Annotated in this window: 14 protein-coding genes; 6 read left to right on the top strand and 8 right to left on the bottom strand. The window is 53.9% G+C overall.

Annotated elements, in window-relative coordinates:
- Positions 1–75: 75 nt before the first annotated feature.
- From L1285_RS08375 to L1285_RS08355, 5 genes are all read right to left on the bottom strand, one after another.
- The gene (locus tag L1285_RS08375; protein WP_235411908.1) at positions 76–363 is read right to left on the bottom strand and encodes a hypothetical protein; all 288 of its coding nucleotides are present in this window, start codon (positions 361–363) and stop codon (positions 76–78) included.
- Between the two features lie 82 nt (positions 364–445).
- Positions 446–841: an SMU1112c/YaeR family gloxylase I-like metalloprotein gene (gene gloA2, locus L1285_RS08370; protein WP_046005087.1), complete on the bottom strand. Its 396-nt coding sequence runs from the start codon at positions 839–841 to the stop codon at positions 446–448.
- 84 nt (positions 842–925) lie between these two features.
- Positions 926–3,436, bottom strand: a complete 2,511-nt coding sequence (locus L1285_RS08365) for an ABC transporter permease (protein ID WP_235411906.1) — start codon at positions 3,434–3,436, stop codon at positions 926–928.
- A gap of 26 nt (positions 3,437–3,462) precedes the next feature.
- Positions 3,463–4,191, bottom strand: coding sequence for an ABC transporter ATP-binding protein (locus L1285_RS08360; protein WP_125779457.1), 729 nt, complete (start codon positions 4,189–4,191; stop codon positions 3,463–3,465).
- Between the two features lie 19 nt (positions 4,192–4,210).
- Positions 4,211–5,488 carry an HlyD family secretion protein gene (locus L1285_RS08355; protein WP_235411904.1) on the bottom strand — a complete coding sequence of 426 codons (1,278 nt, stop codon included), beginning with the start codon at positions 5,486–5,488 and terminating at the stop codon, positions 4,211–4,213.
- Between the two features lie 175 nt (positions 5,489–5,663).
- Between L1285_RS08355 and L1285_RS08350 the strand changes: the two genes are divergently transcribed.
- The 3 genes from L1285_RS08350 to L1285_RS08340 all read left to right on the top strand — a co-directional run bounded on the left by L1285_RS08350 (position 5,664) and on the right by L1285_RS08340 (position 10,501).
- Positions 5,664–6,353 (top strand): response regulator transcription factor, encoded by a 690-nt coding sequence (locus L1285_RS08350; RefSeq protein ID WP_235411903.1) that lies wholly within the window; start codon positions 5,664–5,666, stop codon positions 6,351–6,353.
- Positions 6,354–6,363: 10 nt separating this feature from the next.
- Entirely contained in the window at positions 6,364–8,178 is a 1,815-nt protein-coding gene (locus tag L1285_RS08345; RefSeq protein WP_235411901.1) for a sensor histidine kinase, read from the top strand.
- A 133-nt stretch (positions 8,179–8,311) separates the two neighbouring features.
- Positions 8,312–10,501: a TonB-dependent receptor gene (locus L1285_RS08340; protein WP_235411900.1), complete on the top strand. Its 2,190-nt coding sequence runs from the start codon at positions 8,312–8,314 to the stop codon at positions 10,499–10,501.
- Between the two features lie 11 nt (positions 10,502–10,512).
- Here L1285_RS08340 and L1285_RS08335 read toward each other — a convergent pair whose 3' ends face one another.
- Entirely contained in the window at positions 10,513–11,844 is a 1,332-nt protein-coding gene (locus tag L1285_RS08335) for a sensor histidine kinase (RefSeq protein ID WP_235411898.1), read from the bottom strand.
- A 9-nt stretch (positions 11,845–11,853) separates the two neighbouring features.
- Complete coding sequence (locus L1285_RS08330; protein ID WP_235411896.1) at positions 11,854–13,257, bottom strand: sigma-54-dependent transcriptional regulator; 1,404 nt, start codon at positions 13,255–13,257, stop codon at positions 11,854–11,856.
- Between the two features lie 232 nt (positions 13,258–13,489).
- Between L1285_RS08330 and L1285_RS08325 the strand changes: the two genes are divergently transcribed.
- The 3 genes from L1285_RS08325 to L1285_RS08315 are packed head-to-tail and all read left to right on the top strand — an operon-like array spanning position 13,490 to position 17,903.
- Entirely contained in the window at positions 13,490–14,737 is a 1,248-nt protein-coding gene (locus tag L1285_RS08325; RefSeq protein WP_235411894.1) for an efflux RND transporter periplasmic adaptor subunit, read from the top strand.
- Between the two features lie 33 nt (positions 14,738–14,770).
- Complete coding sequence (locus L1285_RS08320) at positions 14,771–15,463, top strand: ABC transporter ATP-binding protein (protein WP_235411892.1); 693 nt, start codon at positions 14,771–14,773, stop codon at positions 15,461–15,463.
- A 28-nt stretch (positions 15,464–15,491) separates the two neighbouring features.
- Positions 15,492–17,903, top strand: coding sequence for an ABC transporter permease (locus L1285_RS08315; RefSeq protein WP_235411890.1), 2,412 nt, complete (start codon positions 15,492–15,494; stop codon positions 17,901–17,903).
- A gap of 59 nt (positions 17,904–17,962) precedes the next feature.
- Here L1285_RS08315 and L1285_RS08310 read toward each other — a convergent pair whose 3' ends face one another.
- Complete coding sequence (locus L1285_RS08310; RefSeq protein WP_235411888.1) at positions 17,963–19,606, bottom strand: hypothetical protein; 1,644 nt, start codon at positions 19,604–19,606, stop codon at positions 17,963–17,965.
- Positions 19,607–20,062 lie beyond the last annotated feature (456 nt).

The following is a 20,062-nucleotide window of genomic DNA, read 5'->3' as shown; positions in this document are numbered from 1 at the left end:
GTAACCTGGTTTGATTAAACAAATCAAGGTTTAGTCACAAAAAGGGCCGCATGTCACTGCGGCCCTTTTTATGTGTTATTGTCGGCAAGTTTGCTTGATGAGTTTGTTTTGTCTGGCCATCTCGGCCTCGTTGTTCTTGCTCTTGGCCACAGCCAAGTCCACCTGCGCATCATTGCATTTGTCTCTGAGCTCCTTGTCCATCAGGTAAACCTGATCCCGTTGTGCCTGAGCCAGACCTTCCACGCCACTGTATTCCTGACGCGCCTCCGGTGCCTTGTCTTGCTCATAAGGTTCAGATTGAGAGACTTTGCACCCAGCCAGCACCAATAAACTCAAACCAATGATTAAACCGTTCTTTTTCATATTATTACTTCCTGATATGACGAGGCCCCGATGGTATCATAAGGAATGGAAAAAGGAACAAATCAGCACTCCCATCACTTCCCTAAACTTCATAGAGCTCCAGCGGCAAATCATCCGGATCGGCAAAAAAGCAAAAACGCTTTTGGGTGTAAGGGTCGATGCGAATGGGCTCACAACTCACCCCTTTGGCTATCAGTGCATTGCGTGCCGCGTCAATATCAGTCACGGACAGTGCAAGGTGACGCAGGCCCTGAGCTTCCGGGTAACTGGGACGCGCAGGCGCTGCAGCAAAGTGAAACAGTTCAATCTGGGTGCCATCAGGCAGCATTAGATCCAGCTTATAGCTCTGGCGTCCGCTTTGATAATTCTCGGCAATGACAGTGCACCCGATCACGTCAATATAAAAGGCTTTGGCGCGTGCATAGTCAGAACAAATAATCGCAACATGGTGAACACGGGTAATATAGTTGGCAAGCATAGGGCGTTTCTGTGACAACAAAAGCCGTACTGTGCCGCATCCGACTGCACTTGTCCACCTGTCGCGTCGTGACGAACATCCTGACTAATCCTGCCTGAGCGCCTCAGCAGGCGCGTGTTTCAGCTGACGTGAAACGGGCAGTAACGTGGCCAGCAACACCAGTATCACAATCAGCCCAGGTATCCCCAGCAGTGCCAGGATATAGCTCTGAGAATCCACCACCACGGCATTCGCCAGCTGAGCGCTTAGCCACAACGCTACAAGCACGCCTGCGACTAACCCGACTGCCAACTGCACAAGCGCCTGTCTGATAAACAAACCCACGACGTGTTTATCCGGTACGCCAAGGGCCCGCCGGGTGGCAATCTCCTGGCTGCGCAATGCAATGCTGTTTGCAGACATGGCATAGATCCCACTGGCTGCTAAAAACAAGGCAACCAGTCCACCTGCAACAAACACCTGATTGAGTGATTCTATCAATAACAATGGCTGTTTGATTAAACTCTGATAGCTCTGGATTTGGTGCACGGTCGCATCCGCATCCAAGTCAATGATAGCCTGTTGCAACGCCGCCATCGCCTGTGCTTCGTCACCACTGTAGTGCACCACGATATTCATCCACCACGAACGCAGATCCATCAAACCATATCCGGTATACGGGGTGCTGGTCGAATCCAGAGTCGGTCCATGAATACTATCAGACACCACACCCACTATGGTGCGCCATTCACTGTGCCATCCTTCTCCATCGAGGGTACGAATACGCTGTCCCACAGCTCCCCCTTGTGGAAACAACTCACGTGCCATGGCCGCATTGATGATGACCGGCGAACCACTGCCACGCAGTTCACGACTGTCGATGGCTAAATCAGCCAGGTTAAAATCCCGCCCTTCAAGCAGCTGCATACCCACCGTGTGCCACGCCCCGCGACTGACGACTTCAAAATTCCACATCGGGTTGTCACTAAACACCACAGCCGCCTGACCCTGGATCTCAAAATGTGAAGTTCCTCCACCTGTACCGGGTAGGCTACTGAAATAAGCAACACTACGCACGTTAGGCAGCTGCTCCAGCTTGTCTTTTAATCCGTAGTAAAAATCGTTGCGTTTTTTTCGCGCCTGAGGCTCGCCGCCATTCCAGCGATAACTCCCCCACGCCAGACGCACGGATGCGGTCAAACGTTGCTCGGTTTGCACACCATAATCGGCCTGTTGCGCAGCCACACTGCTGCCCAGGAGCATAACGGCAATGACCAGTACGACGCAGGACAAAGCGATTTCAGACATCACCAATGCCTGATTCACTCGCCCAGCACGCTGGCTTAGGGCACCACGTGTACCATCACGGAGAATGCCATTAAAATCCCCCTGTAAAGCGCGCCACGCCGGTATAAAACCTGTGATGAGTATCATCAGTAATACCGCGCCCAGCAACATCCAGACTGAATCCAGCGACAAACTGAATGTCCACCAAAAAGGACGGGCCCCGCTCATTGCAAAGATCTCATTTAGCGCCTGATTGGTCAGCATCATCCCCCAGTGCGCCAGGCCCAGAGCCAGTATGCCACCGACACAACAAATCAAGGTGCTTTCCCACAGCATCTGCAAAATGAGCCGCCGCTGTGGCACACCCAGCGCAACCCGGATAGCCACATCGCGGATCTGCTCATTAACCCGGGCCAGCAACAGGTTGCCCACATTAATACAAGTCAGTAGCAAAATAAGTAATACCACCAGCATCATAGCTACTAGCACTGAGTAATGCTGATACAACACGTCGACGCTGAGTTTAAACGGCACCGCCTGCAGGTAGCCACCCGCGACATCAGCGCGCCAGGCAAATTCCTGCGGCAAGGCCTGAAGCTGACGCTGCAACAAAGTCGCCAGTTCATGTTGAAACTGTGTCAGAGTAACCCCAGGCTTGAGCCGGGCAACCGCCTGCAACCCTCCGCGGTTCGACGGATTGGCAGGCTCCAGCCGGGTCTGAGTCATAATTTGCCAAACCTGCGCCTGAGTTGGAAAAGCAAATTCGGGTGGCATGACGCCTATCACTTGCACTGGAATGGCCTCAACCTGAACCACCTGACCTATGATATCCTCGTTACCTGCAAAGATCCGCTGCCAGATATCGTAGCTCAATACTACCACTGACTGGGACTCATTTTGCTGATCAGACGGGCTAAAGCTGCGACCAAGCAGCGGCTGCACACCCGCGACTTCAAAGATGTCCCATTGCACATATGTCAGATGCACTTTATGTGAACTGGCTTCATTACCCTGCTGGCCCACCGTGCGCACTGCTGACTGATACAAACTCATACTCTGCAACAGCGTACTGTGCGACTGAATTCGATTCAGATGATAAGGGTCAACACGCTGACGAACACCATGGGCGGCTTTAAACTCACCGGCAATCGCAATGAGGGGCGTATCCTGGCCCAGAGTCAAAGGCTTAAACACCAGCTGCTGCATCAGGGTAAAAGTGTATAAAGTCAGTGCCAGTCCCACCGTCACAATGGCGGTGGTGGTCAGGGTAAACAGGGGCTTTTTTAGCAGCAAGCTGGCTGCGTATCGAATATCTATCCAGGCAGACATAAGGCATTCCTCTTAACAGATAGCAATCATACGGCGACAGCAGTGCGCAACGACGCCGGGCTGTCTGACACAATCACACCGTCTTTCATGGCAATGATGCGCTCAGTACGCTGTGCCGATGACATATCATGGGTCACCATACAAATGGTCGCACCTTGTTGATGGAGCGTATCGAGCAGCGACATCACTATCCGGGCATTGTTGGAATCCAGATTCCCCGTGGGCTCATCGGCCAGAATAATCGCCGGCTGACCGGCAATGGCGCGGGCAATGGCCACTCGTTGCTGCTGCCCGCCGGAAAGCTGAGCCGGAAAGTGACTGGCTCTGTGGGTCATCTCAACCTGCTCCAGTGCCGCCAATACCCGCTCGCGTTGTTGTGTCCGGCTCAGATCCGCACGATAGCTCAGCGGCAATGCCACGTTGTCGGCCACACTCAGCGCACTTATCAGGTTAAAAGACTGAAAAATAAAGCCGATTTCTTTATTGCGGATCCGGGAACGCTCATTTTTGTCAATCTGGCTGGTATCGTGTCCTGCCAGCCGGTAAGTGCCCCCGCTCGGGGTATCCAACAGGCCCAGCTGGGCCAGTAATGTCGATTTCCCGCAACCCGACGGGCCGGTAATGGCCAGGTATTCACCTTTTGCGATCTGTACATTGATGTTGTTCAGTGCCCAGGTTTCGACATCATCACTGACAAACACTTTGTTTAACTGCGCCAGTTCAACCAGGCGGCTGTTTTGCTGTTGTGCCGACATGATCTGTACTCCTTTATGGTTACTGTAATGAAGAAAAAGACTGCCTAAAACGTACTTCGCCGTGCTGCCAGTGTGAGGTATCGGAGAGGATCACCCGCTCGCCTTCAGCGGCACCGTGCTCAATCTCAATGTACTGACTGGACATATGACCAAATGTCAGCGGACGACGATGCGCCTGCTCGCCAGAACGAGCCAACAGGTAAAGGCTCGCCTGACTGAACCCGCTGGCCTTCACCGGGCGCTTTACATACAAGGCATCCTCAATCGTTGCGATTTCAATCACGCCATCGACACTCAGCGCCGGGCGCACCTCTTTCGGCAGCTCCCCACTGAGCACCACTTCCACCAGCACGGCACTGTCGCTGACCACAGGATCAATGCGCTGCACCGTGCCGCGGATCTGACTGGCGCGGGTATCCAGCGTCACCACCTGGCCGAGCTGGACGTCTTTGACCTGACTTTCAGGAATGCGTAACTCGGCAAAGAACTGATCATTTCTGGCCAGCATGGCCAGGTTGCTGCCAGCAGAAACTTGCTGCCCCGACTCCAAAGGCATGGCCTGTACTATGCTGTCCATTGTCGCAACCACGCTCAGGCCGTTAACCTGCTGTTCTAATCGCGCTACACGCTTGCGTAAGCTGTTCATCCTCGCGTTCCCCGCGCGCAATTGTGCGGCCAGATTTTCGCGGCGTTTTTGCAGCCTTTGCTGTTCAAGCGCAAAACGTTGCTGGTACTGAGCGACATTGATTTTGACCTCCTCAAAATCAATCTTGGAGACCGCCACAATCCCCTGCGCCAGCAACTTCTCCTGCGCCGCCAAAGTCAGCTGAGCACGCTCCAGACTGAGCTTTTCATCTACCACGGCAATTTCCTGGTCCAGCACAGTGGACTCCAGCGCGACCTGTTCGGCATGAATTTGTGCTTCTAATGCCTGTAGCTCCCAGCGTGCCTGGGCCAACGCTTCTTTCAGCTCCGGATTGCTCAGTTGCAGTAACACATCGCCCTGTTTTACCTCAGCGCCGGCTTTTTTAAACACTTGCTCTACCCGGCCGTCGACCGGCGTGGTGATCCAGCGGATCTGAGCCGGTACCAGTATGCCGCTGCCACGCACAGTGACTTTTAGCTCGCCCCGGCGCACCGTATCGATCAACAGGGGGGCTTTATCTACCAAATTGGACGCGCTAGTATGATGGTTAAAAAACACTGCCAGAGCGCCCACGACAACCAATCCCAGCGCACTCATAACTTTGGCTTTGCCGCTTAACAGGGGGCGTTTATTCGTTCTCACTATGTCCATGGTGGTTCCTCTAACAAGGCTATGTGCTCTACTTTAGAGTGCGGGAGGACGTGCAAACAGGCTGGCTATGTAAAAGAAAACAGCGCAGGTTTTACAAAAGTTTACGTGCACTTTGGCATCAAGCCCGCTAGCTTTAGGCGACACAGGCCAGCGCAAAACAGGGAATAATAACAACATGAAACCGACCCTATTGATCGTAGAAGATGAGCCGGCCATCTTACGTGGCCTCACCGATCTGTTTGTTTTTCATGGCTATGATGTGGACAGTGAAACGGATGGTGCGCAAGGCCTTAAACGCGCGCAACAGGGCGACTATGCCTGTATTTTATTAGACGTCATGTTGCCCTCACTGAACGGCTTTGCGGTCTGTGAAGCACTCAGACACACTTCACCGACTCAGCCCATTATGATGCTCACCGCCAAAAGTACCGAGCAGGACATTATCAATGGCCTGAGCCTGGGTGCCGATGATTATGTGGCCAAACCCTTTTCAACTTCAGAGCTGGTGTTGCGTGTTAACGCACTGGTACGGCGCTCGGGCTGGCACCAGCAAGAAAGTGAGCTGGTTTTAAGCAAAGACGTCTGTATAAACCCACAAACCCTGACTGGTACTTCTTACCAACAGGGCGTCAAATACACGCGTCGTGAGGTCAACTTACTGAGTTACCTGCTGCGTCAGAACAAGCCTGTCAGCCGTGATGAGCTATTACATCAGGTCTGGGGCTATAAAACGGTGGGAGACATAGATACGCGCACGGTCGACATTCATATTGCCAAGCTGCGCAAAAAAATAGAGCAAGACCCAAAGTCTCCGCGTCATCTGCTCACCCATCGTGGTGAAGGCTATCAACTGTATACCTGGTAACGGCGTCACAATGTGGGTTAAAGACAAACAACTTATGACCTATGCACAGCGCAAGCAGCAACTGCGCTGGCAGGCCTGTGCTTTCTTACTGTGTCTGTTACTGCCGCTCAGTGTGTTGTTCTACTTCGGCTTTGCGCAACTTAAACAGAATCAATTGAGCGCGTATCAGGAGCAGGCCCATAACCTGATATCACAAATCGACCGCCAGATGTTTAAACGCCGTTTGCTGACCAGTTCGCTGCCTGTCGAGGCATTTGATTATTATCAGGCAGTGTACAACCCGCTGACTGAAGAAACCCTGCAAATACCTTCTGTTTTGTCACATCGGGATCCGGTCAGACCCACAGCCACCCGACCTATTCAGGGACTGGTCGGCTATTTTCAGTTTGATGCGCAAGGCCAGTTTAACAGCCCTATCTGGCCAGAGCCCCTGTCTGCCAAAAACCTCACGACATCCACAACAGAGCAACAACAAAGCTCTGTGGAGCTGCAACAGCGTTACGAACGGGCAAAGTTCATTTATCAGACGCTGCTAAAGTCCCATGCGCTACAAACCAAACTGGCAACCGGGCTGAGCAAAGAAAACGGCCTCTATCAGCTGTGGTTTGATGTCCCCGGCTACTTTATTTTCTATCGCCTGCCCAAAGTCGGCGCGCAGCGTAAATTACAAGGGTATCTGGTCAGGCGAGCGCCCTATTTACTCAACCTGGTTAGCGAGTACCTGGGCCAAAGCCAGTTTGATCAGCCAATTGTGCTGACGCTGAAGGCAAACAGTTCAGCCAGCTCCAACAAAGTGCATAACACTATGACGGCACAACCAGAGCAAGTGCATTTTTTACTTTCCCGGTCGCAAGCATCGACACAGCAACTGGCAGAGGCCGACATTGCCCCTGAGCTACGCGCACAGCCCTTGTATAGCGCCCCCCTGCGCTGGCCATTTAACAACTATACCCTGCACTTTACCACCCATACGCTGCCCATGAGTCAAACTATGTTGTATAGCAGTGTGTTTGCCCTGTTGCTGATAGTGACGATTCTGGGGGCCTGCTACGGATTTTACCGCCTCAGTGTCAAACAACTTGCACTGGCAGAGCAAAGAATGAATTTTGTCTCTTCGGTCAGCCATGAGCTCAAAACACCGCTCACCGCCATTCGCATGTATGCCGAGATGCTGCGCACAGGTACTGTGGTTTGTGCCGATGCTCAGCAGGATTATTACAGTTTTATTCACAGCGAAAGTGAGCGCCTGAGCCGCCTGATTGACAATATCCTGTTGCTTACCCGGCTAAATCAGGACGATCACAATGACCTCTCTCAGGTCAAACCGGACTATGCCCCGCTGTCCATGCTGGCTGATATCATTCGCTCCAAAACGTCCACCTTATTGGAAAACCAGGGCTTTACCCTGAATATGGTGATTGAACCGCCGCTATCATCAGCGCATGAGGTGCTCGTTGACCAGGATGCCTTTGCCCAGGTGGTGATAAACATCGTTGAAAACACCATCAAGTTCTTTGCCGCAGAAGGCATTACCGACCCGGCTCGCAAACAGCTCGACATTACCTTTCGGCGCGCCGAGCAAAGCCACAACACACTAGAGCTGGAGATCCGTGATTACGGCCCGGGCGTGTCGCAGCAGCAATGCGACAAACTGTTTGAGCTGTTTTATCGCGGTGGCAGTGAGCTGACCCGAACGACGCAGGGCACGGGGATTGGCCTGGCCTTAGTTGCTCAGCTGATGAAAGCACAGCAGGGCCAGATATCAGCGCACCGAATGTCGCCGGGGCTGGCACTGAGATTACAGCTGCAAACCCAATGCACCTAGTGACCGCCAATCAACAGTAAAGCTTTCGACACATGCAATACGCCCCATTTCTCTCGATACAGAGCTGGCACCACGGACGAATCCATCAGACTGTACTACACTCAGTAAACAATAAATTAATCTATGATTTTCAATGACAATAACGACTGCGCGGGGTGCGGGCCAGGCACTGTTACTTTTGACGTGCGCCTTGGGTGCGACGACACAGGCGGCTGAAGATGCGGATTTATTCGAGCTGAGCCTGGACGAGCTGCTCAACGTCACCCTCAGTGGCTCGGCCGTGCGCGATCTGAACCTGGAAACCACCCCTGTCAGTGCCAATCCATTTAACCTGAGTGCGCTCAACCTGCCCTTCAGTATTGATGTTATTGAACGTAAAACCATGCGTGCGCGCGGCCTGACCACAGTCACCGGCGCGGTCGAGAACCTGGTGGGCGTGATATCGGGCGAGTCACCCGCCGAGCCTTCGAGCTTTGCCATGCGTGGCTATATTCGTGATTCCGTCTCTGTGGTGCGCGACGGCATCAAGCTTGGCCCGGCTTCGATGACGATGCGCCCGCACAATACCTTTAACCTGCAACAAATCGAGGTCATCAAAGGACCTGCCACGCTGCAATTTGGCCAGGGCACCGCATCCGGAGTGATTAACATGATCACCCGCAAGCCACAGCTGGACGCCCCCGTCAGTAGCGAAGCCTTTGTATCACAGTCACGCTTTGACACCCGCGAATGGGGCGTGGGGTTGAATATGCCGGTGTCCCCAAGCACTGCTGCCCGGGTGGATGTGAATAAAACCCAATCCGATGGCTGGGTTGCGCAAACTCAGTCTCATTCCCTCAATGCGACGGCGTCACTGCTGTGGCAACCCAGAGCGGACCTCAGCTGGCTGGTGAGTTTTGATTACCTGGAAGATGACCTCCCTGCTTACTGGGGCACCCCGTTGGTCCCGGTTGATGCTGCCAGGGATCCGAACAGCGACATCGTCACCAGCACCGATGATCGGGTGCTGGATCTGCAAACTCGCTATCTCAACTACAATGTTGCCGACAGCCGCTCTGACTCCGAGCATTTGTGGTCGCGCCTGAGTGTCAACTGGCAGCTCACAGAAGCGCTGTCGCTCAGCAATACCCTGTTCCATTTTAAAGCCGATCGCGCCTGGCAAAATGCAGAAAGCTATGTGTTTAACCCGGCCAGCGGACTGGTTGACCGGGACCGTTTTTTTGTTTTTCACGACCACACCTTTTATGGCAATAAGCTTGAAATGGTGTATCACCACAAAATCGCAGACATGCCCCACCAGCTAGCCTTTGGCGCGGAATTTAAAGCCACTGATTTTAGCCGGGAAAGGGGCTTTCCCGACGGAGACAGCGTCTCCTTATTTGCCCCCGTTGCCGGTCAGTTCGGCCCGTTAGATAAACACCTCAGTCCGACCGACATTCGCCAGTGGGGCATCTATCTGAACAATGCCTTGTCGGTCACCCCGGACTGGCGCCTGTTTGGCGGGCTGCGTCGCGACCACATCCGGCTGGACCGGGACAATTATGATGTATCGGGTAATTTTCTTACCGATGAGAGCTTTGCGCGCACCTTTACCCCACTTGCCTATCAACTTGGTACCAGCTATCAGTTCAGTGAGTCGCTCAGCACATATGCCCACTGGAGCACCGGACACGACCCGGTGGGGTCAAATATTTACCTGGTCAACGCCAATGAGAACTTTGATTTCACTGATATTCGTCAGTTCGAATTTGGCATCAAAACGATGCTGAGCGCATGGCAGAGCGAGCTGACCCTTGCCTGGTTTGATATCGCGCGGCGTAATATTTTGCTGCTCACCTCCCACGATACCGTGGGCAACTCAGGCACCCATGTGGCGCACGGGCTGGAGCTGGCCATCACCAGCCAGCCAACCGAGCATTTTCGTTTAGGGGGGAATATTGCCTATACCGATGCCAGCTACAGCTCCTTTGTCGATCCGGACTTTGGTGTCAACGCCAGCGGCCATACCCCACCGAATGTGCCCGAAATTGTGGCCAACGCCTGGTTTAGCTGGGATCAGATCATGGGCTTACCGCTGGAGATTGGCGGCGGTGTGCGTCATGTCAGTGACCGCTATGGTAACTTTCAAAATTCAGTGACCTTTGCGCGCTACGAAACGGTTACCCTGTTTGCCGCCTACCAGTTCGAACACGCCAGGCTCAATCTCAATGTGCGCAACCTGCTGAACGAAACCTATGCCCCCTGGGCAGACATTTTTTACCCGGCGCAGGCGGCCATTGCCGCGCCAAGAACCGTTGAGCTAAGCCTACATATTAACTATTAACAGGAACGGGCTCAGCCAAACACACAGCGAAAGCACGCCCCCTGAGGTTTTTGTAAATAGATAAGATCGCCGCCAAGACTGACCATGATCTGCCGTGACAGACTCAACCCAATGCCCGAGCCCTGCTGTTTGGTAGTGAAAAAAGGCACAAACATCATATCCACCACATGGGGCTCCACACCCGGACCGCTATCGCGCACTTCTACATACACCTGCTGCGCGTCGTTCTGTGCCAGCGTCAGCTGGATCACTGGCTGCACAGATGTGTGCGCACCTGTTCGCTGCACCTGCTCAATGGCCTGAATGGCATTGGTCAGCAGGTTGATCAGCACCTGCTCAACCTGTCCGGGGTCCAGCATCACCAACAGTTTAGTTGACACCGTAAGCTCACTTCGGATCCCCGCCTCATCGAGCTGGTTTTTGTGCAAGGCGAGTAACCGCTCCAGCAAAGGCGCCAAATCGGTGGGCTTGAGGCTGGGGCGCGGCAAACTGCTGAGCGCTCTGAAGCGGGTAATAAATTCTCCTAAATGCTCGGTACGGGCCGCCAATGTGTTCAGCGCCAAAACCAGATCGTCTTTATCGTCCTCATCATCAAAACATAATGTATCGGGCAACAACCCACGACAGGACTGAGCAATCGAGGACAAAGGAGTAATAGAATTGGCTACTTCATGGGTTAACACCCGGGTCAGACGCTTATAGGCCTGCTGCTCTTTGTTGATCAGCGCATTGTGGATGGAGGTCAGCGTGATCACCTTGCGGATCTGGCCCTGAATTTGTGCCACGCTGATCTGCACCGACAAGGTATCCTGCTGCTCACCCCGCTGCCAGGGCGCACTGGTTTTTAACTGAGCATCACAGCGCTGAATTAATTCGCCCAGATGTTCAAGCTGCTGGACACTGCTTACTGGCTTGCCCAGCAAGCGCGCCACTGCCGGATTGGATTCAATCACTGTGCCGTCGCTGTCACAGACCAGCACCGCCAGCTCAATGTGCAAGAGTAAAGCCTGAAAAAACTGGGCCTGCTGCTCGGCTTTAAAACGCGCCGCCTGCAAGGTGTGACGGATCTCGTCATACTCCTGATGGAGCGGATGACTGGGGCCCAGCCGCAACGTGCTGTCGCCGTTTACCAGCGCCCGGATCACCGCCGTGCTTTGCCTTTGTTGCTGGCCAAACAGGGTAAACACCGCGCCCCCACACACCACTATCAGCAATAACAGTAACAACCAGGTGGCACTGAGCCCACCCTGAAGATAATGCCCCGTTGCGCCGCTGACCAGCATGCACAAAGCCCCCAATTGTAAGGCCAACACCCAGCGGGGATGGCGTTTCAGATTAAGCATAACCAGGCCCTACAAACCATATTTTTCTAAGCGCCGATACATGGCACCGCGGGTTAACCCCAGCGCTTTGGCGGCATGACTGACATTACCCTGATAATGCTTGAGCGCAGCGCGAATTGCCCGTTGCTCCAGCACCTCTAAATCGAATGTATCGTAATCGTCACCCGGGCCATTGCCCAGCGTGCTCTGAACTGCCGAATTTGCACCCAGCACTGAGCTGATATCCAGCCTGTTACCGTCAGACAGGATCACGGCGCGCTCAATGGCATGGGCCAGCTCACGCACATTGCCAGGCCAGGCGTAGCCACACAACGCGGCCATATCCTGCTCAGCTACCTGCAATATGCGTTTGTATTTGTGTGCAAAGTGCGTCAGATAATAGTTCACCAGCAACGGGATATCCTCGCTACGCTCACGCAGCGGCGGCAGACGAATTTCCACAGTGTTAATACGGTACAGCAGATCTTGCCGGAAACGCCCTTCATTGACCGCCTGTTGCAGGTTGTCGTTGGTTGCACAGATCAGCCGGATATCCACCTCAACCGCTTTAGTGCCGCCCACCGGCGTAACACAGCGATTTTGCAACGCCGCCAGCAAGGTGGCCTGCTGCTGCAAAGGCAGGTTCCCCAGCTCATCCAGAAACAGTGAGCCGCCACTGGCCAGCTCAAAGCGCCCTATTTTATCGCTTTTGGCATCGGTAAACGCGCCCTTCTTATGGCCAAACAGCTCGCTTTCGAACAGCGTATCGGAAATCGCGCCCATATCCAGGCTGATCATCGGCTGCGCCGCACGCAGACTGGCGCGATGAATGGCATGAGCAGCCAGCTCTTTACCCGTACCACTCTCCCCGGTGATCAGGATATTGGCATCTGACTGAGCCGCTTTGTCTATGGTGGCAAACACCTGCTGCATGGCCGCACTTTGGCCCAGAAAATCAAACGCCGGGCCCGTTGATGACTCGGTTAAGGCCTGATTGAGCCCCTGCGTCTGGCGGGTCAGCTTACCCAGCTGCTGCTTATCCTTGGCATGGGCAAAAGCCGCCGCTACCGCGCCGAGCAGCTGCTCATTTTGCCAGGGCTTAGCAATAAAGTCCGCCGCCCCGGCCTTAATGGCATCTACCGCCAGCTGAATGTCACCATAGGCGGTCATCAGCAAGACCACAATGCTGGGGTCCTGCGTAATGATTTTCTTCAGCCAGTAAAAGCCTTCCTGACCACTGATGGCATCACGATTAAAGTTCATATCCAGCAGGATCACTTCAATGTTGTGGGCTTTAACCAGCTGTTCAATATCAAACGGATTGTCGGTGGTTTTAACCACCTGGTAGTGTTGTTTGAGCAGCAGCCTCGCCGCGATCAGAATATCCGGGTTATCGTCCACCACTAAAATGGCCCCGGGTTGTTTTACACTCACGCGTTGTCCCTGTTTTATTTTTATTTGCCTGCAAGCTTAGCGCATTGCACATGAATGTGTCCATTTATGGGCAGTTGCACAAACGGCACTGTTCTATTAGCGGACACTTGCGCTCAGCCCCCTCTTACCACAACCCCATAACAGATTGTATTTATTAACTTTTACTTTTTGGCATGCCGTTTGATTAACTGAGTATATAAACCTGCAAAGAATCGACAACAGGAGTGCCACTATGGATAAGAAAATTGAACGCTCAGGATTACAAAAACACCTGAAAACGGGCGTGGCCGTCGGCCTGATACTGGCCACCGCCCTGGCCTATGCCTTTGTTCAGCCTGGCAGCACCGGGCGCAGTCAGACGGTGGCGCTTAACAGCCTGACCATCAGCACCGTCAAGCAAGGCCAGTTTATTGATGCGCTGAGCCTGCGCGGCCAGGTGGTACCAAAAACCACCATTTACCTCGACACCGTGGCAGGCGGGCGGGTTGAAGAGCGCCTGGTTGAGCAGGGCGAGTATGTTGAACAGGGGCAGCCATTGGTGCGCCTGAGTAACACCAACCTGCAACTGGATGTGATGAGCCGCGAAGCCCAGGTGACCGAGCAGCTTAACTTTTTGCGCAACACACAAATGAATATGGAAACCAGCCGCCTTAATCTGCGTCGCGACTTGCTGGAAATAGAGCTGCAGATCAACCATCTGAAAAGACGCTACAAGCAGTCGGTTCAGCTGGCCAAAAAAGGCGTACTGGCGCAGGACACCCTGGATGAAATAAAAGACGATTTAGCCTACTACCAGGCCCGCAAGGAGCTGACGCTGGACCGTCAGAAGCAGGAAAACACCATACGTGAGGTGCAGGTAGCGCAGCTCGAAGACAGTGCCGAGATGCTACAAAAGAACCTCAAGTTTGCCCGCCACAATCTGGACAATCTGCTGATCAAGGCGCCGGTCTCTGGCTACCTGAGTGAGCTGGACGTTGAAATTGGCGAGTCCAAAGAGCGTGGCGCACGCCTGGGTCAAATAGACATACCGAATGAATACAAGCTCACGGTCCGGCTGGATGAGTTTTATCTTAACCAGGTACACAGCGGCATGGCGGTACAAGTGTCACTGGGCAGCGAGCAAGTGAACGCGCAGGTAAGTAAAATTGACAGCCGGGTCACCAACGCGCAGTTTCAGGTTGAAGTGGCACTGCCTGCGGGGCTTGCTGACATCAAGCGCGGTCAGAATCTGGATGTCGCGCTGATGCTGGGAGACAGCAATGACAATGCCCTGCTGATCAACCGCGGCGCGTTTTATACCAGCAGTGGTGGCAACTGGGTGTATGTGGTGGCGGGTGACAGTGCGGTGCGCAAAGACATTGTACTGGGCAAGAAAAACCGCGATTACTTTGAAGTATTAGAAGGACTGGCGCCGGGCGATCAGGTGATCACCTCCAGCTACAGCCAGTTTGATAAAGCACAGACATTACAACTGAACTAAAACCAGAATAACAACAGCCTGAAGGAATTGAAGATGATTAAACTAACCAACCTGAGCCGGGTATTTCGTACCGAAGACGTAGAAACCATCGCGCTGAACGAGATTGACCTGGAGGTTAATGAAGGCGAGTTTGTGGCCATTATGGGCCCCTCGGGCTGCGGTAAATCAACCCTGCTGTCTATTTTAGGCATGCTCGACTCGCCCACTTCCGGCGCGTTTGAATTTGCCGGTACCGACATTGCCGGATACAGCGAAAAACGCCTGGCAGCGCTGCGCAAAGCGTCCATCGGCTTTGTTTTTCAGAGCTTTAACCTGATTGACGAGCTGACGGTATTCGAAAATGTTGAGCTGCCACTGCAATATCAGAGCATTTCAAAGACCGAACGTAAACAACGGGTTGAGGCGATTTTAAAACGGGTTGCCATTGATCACCGCGCAGATCACCTGCCGCAGCAGTTATCGGGCGGTCAGCAGCAGCGGGTGGCCGTTGCCAGAGCCCTGGTGATCAACCCCAAACTGATCCTGGCGGACGAGCCCACCGGTAACCTGGACTCCAGAAACGGTGAAGAAGTGATGGCCATGCTGCGGGAGTTGAACCGCGAAGGCACCACAGTGATTGTGGTCACCCACTCAGAAAAGGAAGGGGCCTATGCCGATCGCCTGGTACGGCTGCTCGATGGCCAGGTGATGCTGGACAAAGCCAACAGTGTTTGGCCAGCCGCTTAACGCCCGGAATTAGAAGGAAGACCCCGCTATGTTAGTGAATTATTTTAAAACCACACTCAGGGCGATTAAAAAAGACACCCGCCACTTTGCCCTTAATCTGGCTGGCTTTAGCATCGGCCTGGCGGCGGCCATTATGGTGGCGCTGTTTGGCGCTTATGAGCTGTCTTTTGACAAACAGCACCCCAATGCTGAGCGCGTTTATCGGGTACATACCGACTACCGCGCCTGGGGCCTGCAACTGATCGCCGCGTCCGATTCACAGCATGCCCTGAACATGCAAAGTCATGCTCAGGTGGAAGACGTGATGATGCTGGTTTCCACCGACAATCTGGCCTACTCGGCCGAGCCGATGACGCTGGATGTCAGCGTGGCCGGTGAGCAGGTGCGCCTGAGCAAGGTCTATCTGGCGACGGCTAATTTACCTGAGTTTATCAATATGACCGTGCTGCACGGCGACCTGGGCATGGCCCTCAGCCGCCCGGGCCTGCTTGCCATCAGCCGCGTCGAAGCACTGCGCCTGTTTGGCAGCGTCAATGCGGTGGGAAAAACCCTGTCGTACCAGCGCGGCCAGTACGAGATAGCCGCCGTCTTTGATGATTTACCGGACAACACCCACTTTGTGTTTGACACCCTCGCCGCGCTGCCCAAAGCGACCAAAATGCCCTTTATCGGCTATGTGTATATGCGCCTGAGCGAAGGCGCAGATGCCGCGCTGATTGCCAAACAGATGACAGAAACCATGCGCGAGCAATCAACTGGTCGGCGCAAACTCAGAGCACTGGAGCTCAGCCGCCTGTCGGAGCTGCACTTTAACAGCAGTGGCCCGTTTGAGATGAAACAAGGGGGCTCGCGCCTGGTGATGCAGGTGTGTATTGCACTGACCATCTTGCTGCTGGTCATCGCCAGTGTGAACTTTATTAACCTCAACATTGCCGGTGCAGCAAAACGTGCCAAAGAAGTGGGCGTGCGCAAGGCGTTGGGGGCCAGTAAAACGCAACTGATCACTCAGTTTTTAACGGAGTCTTTGTTTATTGTGCTAATTGCCGCTCTGGTGGCGCTGGCGCTGGTGGAAATGATGATCCCCTACGCCAATCAGTTGCTGGAGCGCAGCTTGTCATTGAGTTTTTCACCGCTGTTCTTGGTGGCCGTCATGGCCGTAGTGGTGCTGATCGGAGTGATCTCCGGTCTGTATCCAGCGCTGTTTATTGCCTCTTTCAGTGCCAAGCGGGTGCTCAGTGGCGACCTGCAACGTGGCAAAACCGCCATCTGGGTGCGCAAACTCACACTCGGACTGCAAGGCGCCTTGTCTGTGGCGCTGATTGTGGCAGCTGCCGTGGTCTACAAACAAATGGCGCTGATCAACGACCTGCCGGTGGGGTATGCAAAAAACGATAGGCTGATCATCAAAAACCTGCCCGCAGAGGCGCTGTATCAGGAAGCCGAGCCCCGGGTGCTGAGAGCTCTGAGAGAACTGCAAGGCGTTGCTCAGGTCACTCAATCGGATACTTTGCTGACGAATGACATGACCTCAGAGCTGTTTTTGGTGTTTCCTAACGGCGAGCGCCTGGAAGGCACGCAGCCGACCATAGCCACCGGCTTTCATGCGGTTGAAACTCTGGGGCTGGAGCTGGTAGCCGGACGAGATTTCTCGCCTCAGTTTGCCAGTGACTGGATCCAGACCAGCGACGATAACATTCGGTCATTTTCCGTATTGCTGTCTGAAAGTTTGGCAAAACAAGCCGGCTACGACGACCCCAGCGTGCTGATTGGTCAAACTCTCAGCTCACACTCGGGCCGCGCCCGCGCTACGGTGGTCGGTATTGTCAGAGACATTAAAATTGGCTCAGCGCGTCAGCAGCAACTCCCGGTATTACTGACCGCAGGCGATATCAATGTGGCGATTGGCACTTTGGTGATAAAGCTGCAACCCGATGTAAACAAAGCTTTGGTGATGCGCCAGGCCGGGCAAATCATTCGCGATGAACTGGCAATGCCAGAGGTGGAGATCAGCCTGATTGAAGACGACTATCAGCGCGCCCATATCAATGAGTTCCGAATGCAGCAACTGGTGCTGCTGTTCAGTACGCTGTCGATTGTGCTGACCTGCATGGGCATTTTAGGTCTGGCGTCGTTCGCCACTATTCGCCGACAAAAAGAAGTAGCCGTACGCAAGGTGCTGGGGGCTTCTCGCATCAGCATAGTGACCATTTTATCTAAGGAGTTTATTACCATAGTAGGCATTGGCAGCCTGCTGGCCATGCCTGTGAGCTACTGGCTAATGAACACCTGGCTGAACAACTTTAACGAGCGCATTGAGCAAGCCGCCTGGGTTTACGCCGCCGCCACGCTGGGCGTGCTGGCCATTACCTGGCTAACCGTGGCCTGTCTGGCTTTTAAAGCGGCCAGCACCCGCCCTTCTTTAATACTCCGCTATGAGTAACCGCCCCGATTAGCCACAACCAAGCGGCGCACTCACCTACTGGTGTGCGCCGCTTTTTCTCATTGGCCCTCAAACAAACGCTGTAACAATATCGGACGCTCTGTGCGTGGCATTGCCATGGCGCGGTCGATATCGGCCTGAGTCAACACTCTGCCATGATGGGAAGACACATACTGAGCGACTGTTATGCCCTGCTCGTTCAGCCTCTCCACCAGAGCGTCGAGACGATAATAGGTGTCGAGATCCGGCCAGCGTGCCGGTGAGTGCAGCGCCCGCTCAAAGCTGCTGCCGAATATATCCTCCGTCAGCAAAATCTGCGGATCACTCAGATACACCACCAAGTTATACGCGGCATGGCTGTTGGGCACATCCAGCAGGCGGATTTTTCCCCCGGCCAGGGTGTAGGACGCCGGGATGGATTCAATTCTGACGTGTGGGCCCAGCGCTTCCGCCACTGCGTTTTTGTCTGCCGGGTGCACCAGCAAGGTGGTGTCCTCAGCCAGGGTATCCCGCAGCCCTCTCAGGTGATCGGTATGATGGTGCGTCACAATATGGTACTTCACGGGTTTGCTGAGTGAAGTGCTGTGTCTTAAGCTGGCCAGGGCTTTTGCCCATGCTCCGGTCCCGGCGCCAGCCTGTTCGTTCATCTGCCAGGTGCCTGCCGAGATCAGATAGTCACCGGCATCCACAAATAAGCTGTAACCCCAGTCCTGACCGACAAAATAAACGCCCGTTGCCAGCTCACGTACAGTCAATTCAGAAACATCAAAAGGCGTTACCGCTGGTGCACGCTGATAATCCGCAGGAATTTGGAAAGACGTATCCACAGGCTGTGCCACCGAGACAGTGCGCGCTTTGCTGTGATACTGCGGGCCATCTGCGGTGCTGACGAGCACCTGAGATGCCCAGCGAATGGCCCCGCTGGTGCGATGGGCCATAAAGTCATAAAAGCGCTTTTTACCCTGCTGCTCGGTCATCATCCGGCTCAGTAGCCCGTTGTTTTGGTTAAGGTAAAGTGTGTGACTGGTTTGCGCTTTACCATCCAGCGGCACCGCTATCACATCGTGGGGCACGCCCGCAATATACGCCGTATCCAGCCACTGGCTGGGTTGCTTAAGCTGCACCAGTTTACGCACAATCAGGGTATCCAGCATGGCTTCATAGCCCAGTGTGGTATTGTCAAAGGTAATACGCGAGCTGGGTTGGAAGCGTTGCAGTGCATGATCTATGCTTACCCCTTTATTGCCTGCAAACAACCGATGGATCACTTCAGGGGCATCGCTACCATGGCTGCCCACCAGGCGTGAATTAGCCTGTTTAAATACCTTGCGCTGAGCGACAAAATCGATGCGATAGTCGTTTTGCAGCTCGCTTAAATAGGTGACCATAGGCCCCTGCAAAGCATGGCCGCTCAGCCACTGAGAATAGTGATACAAGGTTTCACTGACCGAGATGCCTGGCAATATCAGTAAGTGCTCACCGCCATAAGCTGCTACCGTGCGTTCAATGATCTGCGCTTCGCGCGATTGCGCATGAGCGAATGGACATACGCCGATAATGGCAATGGCGTATATCAGCAGCAAAACGAATGGCCGCCTGACTAACAGGCTCAACCCAGGCTTAAGGTGGTTAGCCACACTGGCAAAATGATTGAAGACATGCCCCAAAGGGTGAATAAAGCGTTTGTTATTATCACAGTACATAGGCTTTGCGCTCTGTTGTTATTACTCGCCTGCCATTGAACGCAAAGACACAGAGCAAAGCCACAAAGCCCCCCTAATGAAAAGCTGATGAATTGCTGAGGGCCGGTAACTGACCGACTCAAGCTCTAATAAAAACAGCTAACAAACTGAATAAAATAGATAAATTTTATATTCGTCGTTATCCCAAGCTCTTTTCTCCGAGATCCCGGTCTCTTCGCTGCGTCATTCCGACCTCTTTTCTCCGCCATCTCGGCCTCTTTTCTCCGCCATTCCGGCCTCTTGTCTCCGTCATCCCGGCCTCTTTTCTCCGCCATCTCGGCCTCTTTTCTCCGCCATCTCGGCCTCTTTTCTCCGCCATCCCGGCCTCTTGTCTCCGTCATCCCGGCCTCTTTTCTCCGCCATCCCGGCCTCTTGTCTCCGCCATCCCGGCCTCTTGTCTCCGTCATCCCGGCCTCT

The sequence above is a fragment of the Pseudoalteromonas sp. DL2-H2.2 genome, from assembly GCF_021532535.1.
GTDB classification, from domain to species: Bacteria; Pseudomonadota; Gammaproteobacteria; order Enterobacterales; family Alteromonadaceae; genus Pseudoalteromonas; species Pseudoalteromonas rubra_A.
The sequence above is the reverse complement of the archived record's forward strand: the minus strand, read 5'-3'. Positions and strand labels throughout refer to the sequence as shown.